General features: G+C 61.9%; 11 protein-coding genes and 2 pseudogenes. 4 read left to right on the top strand and 9 right to left on the bottom strand.

Annotated elements, in window-relative coordinates; all coding sequences use genetic code 11:
* Positions 1–4 precede the first annotated feature (4 nt).
* The 7 genes and pseudogenes from ccoG to IVB27_RS27925 all read right to left on the bottom strand — a co-directional run bounded on the left by ccoG (position 5) and on the right by IVB27_RS27925 (position 6,519).
* Positions 5–1,471: a cytochrome c oxidase accessory protein CcoG gene (gene ccoG, locus IVB27_RS27895; protein ID WP_247446195.1), complete on the bottom strand. Its 1,467-nt coding sequence runs from the start codon at positions 1,469–1,471 to the stop codon at positions 5–7.
* Positions 1,472–1,579: 108 nt separating this feature from the next.
* Positions 1,580–2,455: a cytochrome-c oxidase, cbb3-type subunit III gene (gene ccoP / locus IVB27_RS27900; protein WP_247363282.1), complete on the bottom strand. Its 876-nt coding sequence runs from the start codon at positions 2,453–2,455 to the stop codon at positions 1,580–1,582.
* A 6-nt stretch (positions 2,456–2,461) separates the two neighbouring features.
* The gene (locus tag IVB27_RS27905; RefSeq protein ID WP_247363281.1) at positions 2,462–2,626 is read right to left on the bottom strand and encodes a cbb3-type cytochrome oxidase subunit 3; all 165 of its coding nucleotides are present in this window, start codon (positions 2,624–2,626) and stop codon (positions 2,462–2,464) included.
* Positions 2,627–2,639: 13 nt separating this feature from the next.
* Complete coding sequence (gene ccoO / locus IVB27_RS27910) at positions 2,640–3,374, bottom strand: cytochrome-c oxidase, cbb3-type subunit II (RefSeq protein ID WP_247363280.1); 735 nt, start codon at positions 3,372–3,374, stop codon at positions 2,640–2,642.
* 10 nt (positions 3,375–3,384) lie between these two features.
* On the bottom strand, positions 3,385–5,034 hold the full coding sequence (ccoN, locus tag IVB27_RS27915) for a cytochrome-c oxidase, cbb3-type subunit I (RefSeq protein WP_247342233.1): 1,650 nt from the start codon (positions 5,032–5,034) through the stop codon (positions 3,385–3,387).
* A 196-nt stretch (positions 5,035–5,230) separates the two neighbouring features.
* Entirely contained in the window at positions 5,231–5,656 is a 426-nt protein-coding gene (locus IVB27_RS27920) for a CBS domain-containing protein (RefSeq protein ID WP_247342236.1), read from the bottom strand.
* Between the two features lie 36 nt (positions 5,657–5,692).
* Positions 5,693–6,519 (bottom strand): annotated as a pseudogene (locus IVB27_RS27925) (putative universal stress family protein).
* Between the two features lie 188 nt (positions 6,520–6,707).
* Here IVB27_RS27925 and fixL point away from each other — a divergent pair.
* The 4 genes from fixL (at position 6,708) to IVB27_RS27945 (ending at position 10,112) form a co-directional block, all read left to right on the top strand.
* Positions 6,708–8,225: a sensor protein FixL gene (gene fixL, locus IVB27_RS27930; protein WP_247342240.1), complete on the top strand. Its 1,518-nt coding sequence runs from the start codon at positions 6,708–6,710 to the stop codon at positions 8,223–8,225.
* A 3-nt stretch (positions 8,226–8,228) separates the two neighbouring features.
* The gene (gene fixJ, locus IVB27_RS27935; protein WP_247342243.1) at positions 8,229–8,846 is read left to right on the top strand and encodes a response regulator FixJ; all 618 of its coding nucleotides are present in this window, start codon (positions 8,229–8,231) and stop codon (positions 8,844–8,846) included.
* A gap of 44 nt (positions 8,847–8,890) precedes the next feature.
* Complete coding sequence (locus IVB27_RS27940) at positions 8,891–9,310, top strand: response regulator (RefSeq protein ID WP_247342246.1); 420 nt, start codon at positions 8,891–8,893, stop codon at positions 9,308–9,310.
* 103 nt (positions 9,311–9,413) lie between these two features.
* Positions 9,414–10,112, top strand: a complete 699-nt coding sequence (locus tag IVB27_RS27945) for a helix-turn-helix domain-containing protein (RefSeq protein ID WP_247342248.1) — start codon at positions 9,414–9,416, stop codon at positions 10,110–10,112.
* Positions 10,113–10,442: 330 nt separating this feature from the next.
* Here IVB27_RS27945 and IVB27_RS27950 read toward each other — a convergent pair whose 3' ends face one another.
* Together IVB27_RS27950 and IVB27_RS43810 are read right to left on the bottom strand one after the other, a co-directional pair.
* A complete protein-coding gene (locus tag IVB27_RS27950) occupies positions 10,443–11,039 on the bottom strand; it encodes an EAL domain-containing protein (RefSeq protein WP_247342251.1) in 597 nt (198 codons plus the stop codon).
* Positions 11,040–11,319: 280 nt separating this feature from the next.
* Positions 11,320–12,562 (bottom strand): annotated as a pseudogene (locus IVB27_RS43810) (cytochrome P450).
* Positions 12,563–12,897: the final 335 nt, after the last annotated feature.

The raw sequence follows: 12,897 nt of genomic DNA on the forward strand, positions 1-12,897 counted from the left end.
GGACTTACGGTGAGACGAAATTGTCGGTGGCGGACGCGGCCTCGCCGAGCCCGATATCGGTGACGTGGAAGCGGACGGGAATAGACTTCTCTGGATTGCTGTCCGCCGGCGCGGTGACGAGCAGCCGCAACTCGCTGGTGGAGTCGCGGGGGATCACGATCATCGGCCGGTCCGGCGTCACGGAATCAACGCCGGTGACGTGAATGGTCGCGTTGGCCGGACCGTTCGCGTCGATCGCGATGACGCGGTCATAACCGCTCTTGTTCAGCAGCCGCACCGTATAGGCGTTGCGGATCGAGCCGTCGCTGAGCCTGACGGCGACCGGATTGCGGTCGTGCAGCACGTTGACGTCGAGCAGGCTGCGGGTCGCGAGGGTGTAGATCATGATGCCGCCGACGGCCGCGATGATCGCGCTGTAGGCGACGGTGCGGGGACGGACGATGCGGTAGACCGGCGCCTTGCCTTCCTGGCGGCGATGGATATTGATGTCGTTGTCGTAGCCGATCAGCCCCTTCGGACGGCCGATCTTGGTCATCACGTTGTCGCAGGCATCGATGCAGAGGCCGCACTGGATGCATTCGAGCTGCGGCCCGTTGCGGATATCGATGCCGGTCGGGCAGACCGCGACGCATTGATAGCAGTCGACGCAGTCGCCAGCGTGCTCACCGATGGCGCGCAGCTCGATCGCCTTCTTGACCGAGGTGCGCTTCTCGCCGCGGTCGTAGCGGTAGGTGACGTTGAGCGCCCATTCGTCGGTGAGCGCCGCCTGGATCCGCGGCCAGGGGCACATATAGACGCAGACCTGCTCGCGCATGAATCCGGCGAGCACATAGGTCATCGCGGTGAGAATGCCGATCCAGGCATAGGCGATCATCGGCGCCTCGAAGGTGACGAGCTGCTTCACCAGCGTCGGCGCGTCGTTGAAATAGAGCACCCAGGCGCCGCCCGTCCACCAGGCGATCAGGAGCCAGATCGAATGCTTGAGCACGATCTCCGAGATGCGCTCGAGCCTCGTCGGATCGGACGATTTGTCCTTCTTCATCCGCTCGCGCCGGTCGCCTTCGATCAGGCGCTCGACGGCGTAGAACAGGTCGGTCCAGACCGTCTGGGGACAGAGATAGCCGCACCAGATGCGGCCGCCGACCGAGTTCATCAGGAACAGCGCCACCGCGGCGACGATCAACAGGCCCGTGAAGTAGTAGACCTCCTGCGGCCACAGCTCGATGAAAAAGAAGTAGAAGCGGCTGTTGGGCAGATCGATCAGCACCGCCTGGCTCGGAGCGCCGAGACCGCGGTTCCAGCGCACGAAGGGCAGGAAGTAGTAGATGCCGAGGCAGAACGCCATCAGGCCCCATTTGATCCGGCGGAAGGTGCCGGAGACGCTCTGGGGATAGACCTTCTTCCGGGCTGCGTAGAGCGGCCCGTAATCGTCGTCCGATGTGAGGTCGTTCGGGTTCACGGTCTTGTTCATCGTCAAAAGCTTCTCGCAAAGGTGCGATTAAACCTAGACCCGACGCCGCGGCGTCAGTTGATCCAGCGCAAACGGGGGCGTTTTGTTCGCCCGTCTTCCGTCAATGGGCTATTTTCCACCGCCCAGCGAGTGGACGTAGACCGCCATGGCCTTGATGGTGGCCGGATCGAGCCGCCCCTCCCAGGCCGGCATAACGCCGGCGCGGCCTAGGCTGATGGTCTCGATCAGGCTCGCCTCGTCCGAGCCATAGAGCCAGATCTTGTCGGTGAGGTTCGGCGCGCCCATCTCGGGGTTGCCCTTACCGCCATCGCCATGGCAGGCGACGCAATTCTCGGCGAAGATCTTTTCGCCCTTCGCCGCGTCGTAGCCCTTGCGGGTTGGCAAGCCCGATAGCGACCGCACGTAATTGGCGACCGTGACGATCTCGTCCGGCTTCAGCACGCCGTCCTTGCCGAAGGCGAGCATCTGGCCCTCATGCGCCTTGACGTGACCGGAACGCGCGCCGAACTGGATGGTCTGCATGATCTGGTCGAGCGTGCCGCCCCACAGCCAGTCATCGTCGTTCAGGTTCGGATAGCCTTTCGCGCCGGCGCCGCCGCTGCCGTGACACGGCGCGCAATTGTCGCCGAACACCGTCTTGCCCTTGGCGCGGGCGAGCGCCAGCAAGGCCGGATCCTTTTCGATGTCGGCGAGCGAGGCCGCGCCCAGCGCCATCATCTTGTCGCCGCGGATCTTCTCGAGGTTTGCGAGCTCGACTGCGACGTCGGCGCGGGACGAGTATCCGAACATGCCCGTGGTGTTGCTGGAGATCAGCGGCCAGGCCGGATAGACGAGCCAGTAGCCGATCGCCCAGACGATGGTGAGGTAGAAGGTGATTACCCACCAGCGCGGCAGCGGCGTGTTGAGTTCCTTGATGCCGTCCCACTCGTGCCCGGTCGTGGACGTGCCGGTGACGGAATCGATGTCGCTATGATGATCGGTCATGATCTCTCACTCCTCCCGCAACGGCAGGTGTGCCGCTTCGTCGAAAGCGGCCTTGTTGCGAGGCCAAAATGCGTAGGCGATGATCGCGAGAAAGATCGCGATGAAGACCGGCGTCCAGATCGTGGTCACGAGACCGGACGCAAGATTGTCGAGTGTCAGGATGGCTTTCATCGTTGATGCCTTCTCAGCGAAGATTGGCTTTATCGTTGTAGATCTTGAAGTCGACCAGCGTGCCGAGCATCTGCAAATATGCGATCAGCGCGTCCATTTCGGTCGGCGTGCCGGTCTTGCCGTCGAAATTGCGCACGACGGCCTTGACGTAGCGCTTGCTGAAGGCATCGCTGCCGGAATTATCCGGATCGGCCTGGGCCTTCACATCGGCGCTGGCGCTCGCGATCTGATCGTCGCTGTAGGGCACCCCGACGGTTCTCAGCGTGCGCATGTGGTCGGCGATCGTGTCGGGATCGACCTCGGTCTGACTGAGGAACGGATAGCCCGGCATCACCGACTGCGGCACGATGGCGCGCGGGTTGGTCAGATGGTTGACGTGCCAGTCGTCGGAATATTTGGCGCCGACGCGGGCAAGATCGGGACCGGTGCGCTTCGAGCCCCACTGGAACGGGTGGTCGAACATGCTCTCGGCGGCGAGCGAGAAGTGGCCGTAGCGCTCGACCTCGTCGCGCAGGGGGCGGATCATCTGCGAGTGGCAGAGATAACAGCCTTCGCGGACGTAGACGTTGCGGCCTGCGAGCTCCAGTGGCGTATAGGGCCGCACCCCGTCGACCGCCTCGATCGTGCTCTTGAGGTAGAACAGCGGCGTGATCTCGACGAGACCGCCGATCGCGATCACCAGCAGGATGCCGACGATCAGGATGATCGAGTTCTTCTCGAAGACTTGATGGCGTGTCCAGAACGACATGGAAAACTCCTCATTCCGCCGGCTGAAGAGCGACGGGCCTCTGGACTTCCGCTTCGCCGACGCGAACCGTCATCCAGAGATTATAGGCCATGATCAGCGCGCCGATCAGGAACAGGGCGCCGCCGGCGGCGCGGATGATGTAGAAGGGATGCATCGCCTCGACGGTCTCGATGAAGGAATATTCAAGGAAGCCGAGCGAGGTGTAGGCGCGCCACATCAGGCCCTGGAGGATGCCGGACACCCACATCGCCGAGATGTAGAGAACGATGCCGAGGGTTGCGATCCAGAAGTGCCAGTTGACGAGCTTCAGGCTGTAGAGTCCCTTGCGATTCCAGACCCACGGCACCAGGCAGTAGAGCGCGCCGAAGGAGACGAAGCCGACCCAGCCGAGCGCGCCGGAATGCACGTGACCGATGGTCCAGTCGGTGTAATGGCTGAGCGAGTTGACGACCTTGATCGACATCATCGGGCCTTCGAACGTCGACATGCCGTAGAAGGCGACGGAGACGACGAGTATGCGCAGCACGGGGTCGGTGCGCAGCTTGTCCCAGGCGCCCGACAGCGTCATCAGGCCGTTGATCATGCCGCCCCAGGAGGGCATCCACAGCATGATCGAGAAGGTCATGCCGAGCGTCTGCGTCCAATCCGGCAGCGCCGTGTAGTGCAGGTGATGCGGACCGGCCCAGATATAGAGGAAGATCAGGGCCCAGAAGTGGATGATCGAGAGACGGTAGGAATAGATCGGCCGCTCGGCGCGCTTCGGGATGAAGTAGTACATGATGGCGAGGAAACCGGCGGTCAGGAAGAAGCCGACCGCGTTATGGCCGTACCACCACTGGAACATGGCGTCCTGGATGCCGCCCCAGGCGACATAGGATTTTGAGCCGAACACCGAGACCGGGAGGGCCGGATTGTTGCCGAGATGCAGGACCGCGATCGTCACGATGAAGGCGAGATAGAACCAGTTCGCGACGAAGATGTGCGGTTCCTTGCGCTTGATGATGGTGGCAAGGAAGACCAGCAGATAGGTGACCCAGACGATGGTCAGCCAGAGATCGGCGTACCATTCCGGCTCCGCATATTCCTTGGACTGGGTGACGCCGAGCAGATAGCCGGTGCCTGCGATCAGGATGAAGAAGTTGTATCCGACGACCACGAACCAGGGCGCGAGATCGCCGGCAAGGCGTACGCGGCAGCTCTTCTGGACGACGTAGAAGGACGTGGCGATCAGCACGTTGCCGCCAAAGGCGAAGATCACCGCCGAGGTGTGCAGAGGACGCAGACGGCCGAAGCTGGTCCAGGGCAGATCGAAGTTCAGCGCCGGCCAGGCCAGTTGCGAGGCGATGATCAGGCCGACGAGGAAGCCCGCGATGCCCCAGAACATCGCCATGAAGGAGGAAAACTTGATCGGGCCCATGTTGTAGTTGGGGCGGCCGTTGATCTCCGCCGGCGGCAGCGCCGCCGCGCGATCGAAGTACCGGTTGATGATGCAGAACACCGCGGCCAGGCTCGCGGCCGCGCTGAGCGCAGCGTGGAAGGCGAAGGGCGCGTCGAGCGCCTTGGCCGAGGCGATTAAGCAGAAGAAGGCGGTGACTGCGAACACGACAGCCAGGCCGCTTTCACCTGACGTCATGGATTTGGAGAGGGCGGGCTGGCTCATGCGGATTCTCTCTGAAAGAACACGCCGCCAGAAACCACATCCGCCCTCGCGGGGAATTGATTGAAATCAAGCTAGCTGGATTTCCGTTGATGTGAGACCGATGCGGATCAGGGAGTAGTATCAATTGCTTGCGCACGGCACGGCGCACACCGCGAAGCATTGCCTCCGGAAAATCACGGAGCTTGAAATCGCGGGATCAGTCCCGCGCGGTGGCCTTGAGCGCCGCGATGACGTCCTCGCGGGCGATGATGCCGACCAGCTTCTGTGCGCCGTCGAGCACGATGATGCTCCTGATGCGATGCTCGACCATGATCTGGAGCACGCGCGTCAGCCTCGTGTCGGGGCTGACATAGATGAACTCGGGCGTCATGACGTCGCCGATCTTGCGGCTCATCAGGTCGGGATAGCGCGGCAGCATCTGGCTCGGCGTGAAGGCGAAACACTTCAGGATGTCGAATTTGGTGACGATGCCGACCACCTGCCCGTCATCCTCGACTGGATAGGAGTTGAAATCGTCGCGCTCGAACATCTCGCTGAGTTCGAGCAGGTCGAGATCGCACTGAGCCGTCCGTACGTTGCGTATCATGTAGCCGCCGACGGTCTGTTCAAGAGACTTGTACACGCGCGTCCTCCTCGATTGGTCTGGGTTCGCCAGCCGTCAGTGCGACAGCAACACGCAGCGGGCCGATTGCGTCATCAGATGATGCGTGGCGCCGCCGAGGATCAGCTCGCGGAAGCGCGAATGATGCGCCTGCGACGATCAAGCCGGCGCCGATGTTATAGGCGATCTTCTCTAATTGCGCGGCGGCGGTTTGGTTTCTCGCGGCTTCCGGGATGCGCGCGATCGCAGCGAGGCCGTGGCGAGCGAGCCATGCGGCAACGTCCGTGACGCGCCCCATCGCGGCCGAGCCGTCGCCAGCGTCTTCCGGAAGCTCGACGATGGTTATGTCCTTCGCGTTGCGCAGCCTCGGCAATGCATCGACAACCGCCCGCCGTGCCTCGGGCGTGTCCTTCCAGACTATGAGCACGCTACGCAGATCGAGCCAGTTGACTCCGTCGGTTACCATCAGGAGCGGCCGGCCAGCCTGCATTACCAGATCCTTCGGGCTTGCAAGCGAAAAGGCATCGGAGAAAGCGGGCTGTATCCGCCGCTGACGACGATGTCGGCGCACCGCACCTGCGCCAGGACAAACCGCCTGGGAAAATCCAGGGCGCTGCGCCATTCCGAGTGTCCGCCGCGCGCCTTCGTCGCGGCGCGGAATTGCGCCTCCAGCTCGGCAAGGCGTTCCTGACGGAAGCCTGCTCCCGATCGATCAGCCCTAGGGCCTCGGCGCCATCTGCGAAATAGAGCGGCGGAGCGAACTGCGCCGCGGCAACGCCGACAATGGTCGCCTCGAACCGCTCGGCGAGTTCGCCCGCGACCTGAAGACGTGCCTCGTTGGGCTGATCGAGCGCCAGGCTGACCACCACGGTCGCATATGTCATCGGGAGCCTCCGGGCAGTACGTTGCTGTGGATATCTAGCCGCGCCGACGCAAGGCAGGATGAGGTAGATCAATTTTCGGCGCCCAGTTGGGAGAAATCCGCCGATCAGACATCCGAACTTGCCTCCGGTCCGGCCTTGGGCGAAATTGCCGCCACGGAACCCCGCCGCGGGAGAATGGGAGCAGTAGCTTGTCGCTGAGCCGCGTAACGCATCCGCCAGAGGACGCTCGCGGCGAGCATTTCGGCGTCCGGATCGAAGGCTTTGGCGTCGGCACCTGGGATCTCGATCTCAGGACGCGCGAGCTGGAGTGGTCGGAAACCGCGAGAATGCTGCTCGGCATCGAACGGAATCAACCGGCGAGCTATGAACTCCTTCTCTCGCGCCTCGGTCCCGCGGACCGCGCGCGCCTGGAGAGCGCGATCGAGCATGTCGTCGACCACGGCGGCGGCTTCGACGTATCCTTCAGAGTTGCCAATGCCTCAGGCCTGGGGCGCTGGATTCGCGCCCGGGCAGGTCTCATCCGGGACGACGCCGGTGCCGCCCGCCATCTCAGCGGCATCTTTCTCGACGTCAACGAGGAGAAACAGGTTGAGGAGGCACTGCGCACCCGCGAGACTCACCTCCAGTCGATCCTCCAGACCATTCCCGATGCAATGATCGTCATCGACGGCCACGGCATCATCCAGCTCTTCAGCACGGCGGCCGAGCGCCTGTTCGGCTGGCCCGAGCAGGAGGCCATCGGCCAGAACGTCAGCATCCTGATGCCTGAGCCCGACTGCACCCGCCACGACGGCTACATCGCGCGCTACCGCACCACCGGAGATCCGCATATCATCGGCATCGGGCGTATCGTGACAGGCAAGCGCCGCGACGGAACCACCTTTCCGATGCATTTGGCGATCGGCGAGATGCAGTCGGGCGCCGAGCCTTATTTCACCGGATTCATCCGCGACCTCACCGAGCATCAACAGACCCAGGCGCGGCTCCAGGAATTGCAGTCCGAGCTCGTCCATGTCTCGCGGCTGACCGCGATGGGCGAGATGGCCTCTGCGCTCGCCCACGAGCTCAACCAGCCGCTGGCGGCGATCAGCAATTATATGAAGGGCTCGCGACGGCTGCTCGCCGGCAGCAGCGACCCGAACACACGGAAGATCGAAAGCGCGCTGGACCGCGCCGCCGAACAGGCGTTGCGCGCCGGCCAGATCATCCGGCGCTTACGCGACTTCGTGTCTCGCGGCGAGTCCGAGAAGCGGGTCGAGAGCCTGTCCAAGCTGATCGAGGAAGCCGGCGCGCTTGGGCTTGCCGGCGCCCGCGAGCAGAACGTGCAGCTCCGCTTCAAGCTCGATCCGGACGCCGATCTCGTCCTCGCCGACCGGGTGCAGATCCAGCAAGTCCTGGTCAATCTGTTTCGCAATGCGCTGGAAGCAATGGCGCAGTCGCCGCGGCGCGAGCTCGTTATTGCCAACAGCCGCATCGCCGATGATGTGATCGAAGTGGAGGTGTCCGACAGCGGGTCCGGCTTCCAGGGCGACGTCATTTCAAACCTGTTTCAGACCTTCTTCACCACGAAGGAGACCGGCATGGGCGTGGGACTGTCCATCAGCCGCTCCATCATCGAGGCTCACGGCGGCCGCATGTGGGCCGAGAGCAACGCATCGGGTGGCGCAACATTCCGCTTCACGCTCCCGGCAGCCGACGAGAACTGATTCATGACAACCAAGGGACATGTCTACGTCATCGACGACGACGAGGCGATGCGGGACTCGCTGAACTTCCTGCTGGATTCCTGCGGCTTCGGCGTCACCCTATTCGACAATGCGCAAGGCTTCCTCGGCGCCCTGCCCGGCCTCGCCTTCGGCTGCGTAGTCTCGGACATCCGCATGCCGGGCGTTGACGGAATCGAGCTTCTCAAGTGCATGAAGGCGCAGCACAGTCCGTTCCCGATCGTGATCATGACCGGTCACGGCGACGTGCCGCTCGCAGTCGAAGCGATGAAGCTTGGTGCGGTCGACTTCCTGGAAAAGCCGTTCGAGGACGACCGCCTCGTCACCATGATCGAGGCCGCGATCCGCCGGGCCGAACCGGTCGCCAAGAACGAGGCTATCGCGCAGGATATGGCCGCCCGTGTGGCCTCGTTGAGCCCGCGCGAGCACCAGATCATGGAGGGGCTGATCGCAGGTCTCTCCAATAAGCTGATCGCCCGCGAATACGACATCAGCCCGCGCACGATCGAGGTCTACCGGGCCAATGTGATGACCAAGATGCAGGCCAACAGCCTCTCGGAACTGGTCCGGCTGGCGATGCGCGCCGGCATGCTGAAGGATTGAGGCAGGTCAAGGCACTTGTGCGGGCCTGTGATAGCCACGCAGGCATGATCGAGATCGGCTCGCCCCATCAGCGGCCCCCAGGCGCATCGGCAAAGCCCACCGTCTACGTGGTCGACGACGATGCCGCGGTGCTGGGATCCCTGCGCTTCCTGCTGGAAACCGAGGGCTTTGCCGTGCAGACCTTCAGGAGCGCTCCGGCGCTGCTCAATGCGACGACCCCGCCCGGCGCGGACTGCTACGTGATCGACTACAAGATGCCTGACATCAATGGCATCGAGTTGGCCTGGCGGCTGCGCCAATCCGACGCCGACAGGCCCGTGATCCTGATCACCGGCTATCCCGACGGAAATATCTCGGTAAAGGCAGCGGCGGCAGGGATCAAGGACGTGATTTTGAAGCCGCTCCTCGATGAAAACCTGGCGAAATGCATCCGCCACGCCATCCAGGACAGGCGCGGCCACTGACCTACGGGATTCTCCGTAGGTAAACCTCCTTAAGATATCGCTCGAAATTTCCGGATCGCGCGATCCCGCGTACCAATGCACCATCACAACGGAGATGGCGCAGATGCTGACCCAGACGCTCAAGACCCAGGCGATTAAGACCCAAATCGGCGGTAAGATCGCTCCCGCGCGTTCCGTGTCCGAACAGTTCGGCGCGATCGCCGGACATGCCGGCCTCGTTGCCACCGAGTTCTCCTATCGCAAGGACGAGGAGATCTATGGCGAGGACGAGCCCGCCGAATATGTCTATCAGGTCGTCTCCGGCGCGGTGCGCAGCTACAAGCTGCTCTCCGACGGCCGCCGTCAGATCGGCGCGTTCCATCTTCCCGGTGACGTGTTCGGCCTCGAACCCGGCCAGACGCATCGCCTTGCGGCCGAAGCGATTATCGCCACCAGCATACGCCTCGTGGAGCGAGCCAGCCTCGAAAGGTCCGCCAGCACCGACGTACAGGTCGCGCGCAAGCTCTGGGTCATGACGGCGGGCGAGCTGCGTCACGCCGAAGATCACATGTTGCTGCTGGGGCGCAAGACGGCGATGGAGCGTGTTGCAACCTTCCTGCTCGAAATGGATCGCCGCCTCGCCGTCGCCGGCATGATGGCACTGCCGATGTGTCGGCGCGATATCGGCGACTATCTCGGCCTCACGCTCGAGACCGTGTCGCGCGCGCTCTCGCAGCTTCACGCAAAGCGCATACTCGGCTTCTCCGGCGCCCGCCAGATCGTACTGCACAACCGCCAGCGCCTGCACAATCTCGATGCCTGATCGCTTTCACCCGGCCGCGTTTCTCCTCTCCGACTTGGCCCGCCGAACGCATTTCGGCGGGCCTTTCTTGCCGCAATCAAGCCGCGGGCTGCGTGTCCGGCCAAGAGGATCAGAGTTGCCAAAACGTGTGCCAACTGCTGCGGCGGAGTTGAAGCCCCAAACGACCAAACCGGTTCGACCTCTCCCATGAGGTTGTGGCCTAGCAGCCGGCCTGACGTTACGGTGCGCGCAGGCGAATGCGGCGCTGGATGTTGACGTCCTCTAGATCATCCTGATTTTCGCGGTACCGGCCTGCTGGCAGCTCTCGCACCAGTGACGCTGGTCTGGATCTCAGTCCGGGTCCTTCAATGCCGAATCCTGAAGACAGCTTTGTCGAGCCCGCCGCAATCTCCCCCATGAGGCCGACTGGACGAGAGATGGGACCCTCGGCTTGGACCGACTTTCCGCCGCAAGACGCTGCGGGCGTCCGATCAAGTAGCCTTGCATCTCATCGCAGCCCTCCTGGACAAGGAGCAACATTTGGACCTTCGTTTCGATCCCTTCAGCAAGCACCGGCACGCCAAGACCCTGAGCGAGCCGATAACAGCGCGAACGATGGCCAACGATCGCTCGTTCTGTCCAAGCGAGCCAACGAATGCCCGATAGATCTTGATCCAGTCGAGAGGGAAGGCCTCGATGGTAGGACAACGAGGAATACCCGGTCCCGAAGTCGTCCAGCGCGATCAGGATGCCGAGGCTCTTGAGCAATTGCATCGTCTTCTTCGCGCGCAAGACATCCTCGATCAGCACGCCTTCGGTGATCTCGGGCTCGAGGCCGGCCAGCGACAGCCCGCTTTTGCCCAGCGCCTTGCGGACTTGCGCATCGAGGTTCTCCCTGCGGATTGCGCGGCCGAAACGTTGACGGCGATCCTCAAGAGTCGGTTCCACGACGCGGCCTCACGGCAAGCCTCCATCAGCACCCGGTCGTCAATCTGGGCAACCGACCAGCCTCAGAGCGCCGCTCACGCCGCTTAAGCGCGATCAGCCTACCGCCAAAAAGGCCTTGCCGGGGCCCTCGGATCGGGCACTGTGGCCCTGCCGGCAATCGTCAAAACACCCAGAAGCCCGCAAGGCAACCCCGGTGAACTTACCGAGACAACAGGTCTCCACGAGGTCCTAACCGGTTCTGCACGATATGACCAGTGTTGAATGTCGCTCGCAACCGAGACTAACCTGGAATCTGCACCGGCAGTGCGGAATAACCGTGCCCAAAATTGGATTGAACTCGCTCCGGTTCGCTCGCCGACCACCGTTACCTCCAGAGATCGCTTCAGCATCTCCTGCCACAGGGATTTTCAGCTGCAGCTCTGCAAGATGCCTACCCACGCAACGATGAATCCCAAAGCCAAAAGAGAGATGCTGCCGTACATTTTCCCGATCGATGATGAAGCTGTTGGGGCTAGCAATAACCTCGTCGTCTCGGTTGCCAGAGATGTACCACATCACAACTTTATCGCCTCGCCTGATTTTCTTGTGCCCTATCGTGAAATCGTCCACAGCGGTCCGGCGCATATGCGCGCTAGGCGTTTGGTATCGTATAATCTCGGATACCGCCCCGGGCACTAGCGAAGCATCATCGCGGAGTTTTCGCAGTTGGGACGGATTTTGACTCATGAACAAGACGCCACCGGTAATTGAGTTGCGCGTAGTATCGTTACCTCCAGCAATCAGCAGAATGAGGTTGCCCAGGAATTCACATGGCTCCATGTTTCGGGTCGCCGGTGAATGCGCTATCATAGAGATTAGGTCAGCGCGCGGCTCGGATTTTTCCCGTTCGCTCCAAAGCCGTGTGAAATAGTCCAAGCACTCGGACAGCACCGCCTTTCGCTTTTCCCAGCTGTCGATCTGGTGGCCCATTTGTGGACTCAAGGCGGCTACGTCCGACCAGTAGGTCAGCAGCCGTCGATCTTGAAATGGAAAGTCGAACAGCGTGGCCAGCATTTGGTCGTCAACTCGATGGAGACTCTATCGACCCAGTTGAAGGTATCATTGCGCGGCAAACCGTCCAATATCTTCTGAACCCGCAAGCGGATCAAGCCTTCAAGCTTCGCCAGGTTCTCCGATGCCGCGATCGGACTGACAGTCTTACGCTGCTGAGCATGGACAGGAGGACTCATCTTAATAAAACTGGGAGTCCAATACTTCTGCGGCGGGTCCACAATTGTGACGCTTCGCTCTGACGAGGAAATTGTGTGATTTGAATCCACGCCTACGATGTCGCGGTATTTTGTTATCGACCAATATGGACCGTACGGGCTGCCTTCGCAATAATGGACGGGATCTTCCCTTCGCAGCCGCTCGAAACAAGTCCAAACGGTATCACCTTAAAAACGCTTGGGCTCGCTTACATCAAGGTGGCTCAGCGAGATGTCAGCCTCCTCGCAAGCGTTCTCTGCCGATAAGGCTGTCATGATTGTCTCGCGGACATTGGCGTGAAATTTTGAAAGATCGGCTCATGCGCTATTTTGCACTCGCATGGAAGCTCGGTCGAAACACAACGAGCTGGGCCGTACAGTAACAATGTGTGACGCATGTCCATGGCTCGGCTTCGCGAGAGCTCTCTGAAATTATCTTACGGCCGAAGTTACTTGGGAACTTGGTTCGGCCCCCGTCGATAAAGAATAGTGGAAAGGCGAGCGAAGCTCCCCTATCAAGATTGGGGAGGCGCGCGAACTCGCTTTTGTGGTAGTCAACATCAGGACGCAAGCACTCGCCGCCATGGCACCCAGCGGCACGCCCGGTTGCC

Origin of the sequence: Bradyrhizobium sp. 197, assembly GCF_023073375.1 — a bacterium.
In the GTDB taxonomy this organism is placed as follows: domain Bacteria; phylum Pseudomonadota; class Alphaproteobacteria; order Rhizobiales; family Xanthobacteraceae; genus Bradyrhizobium.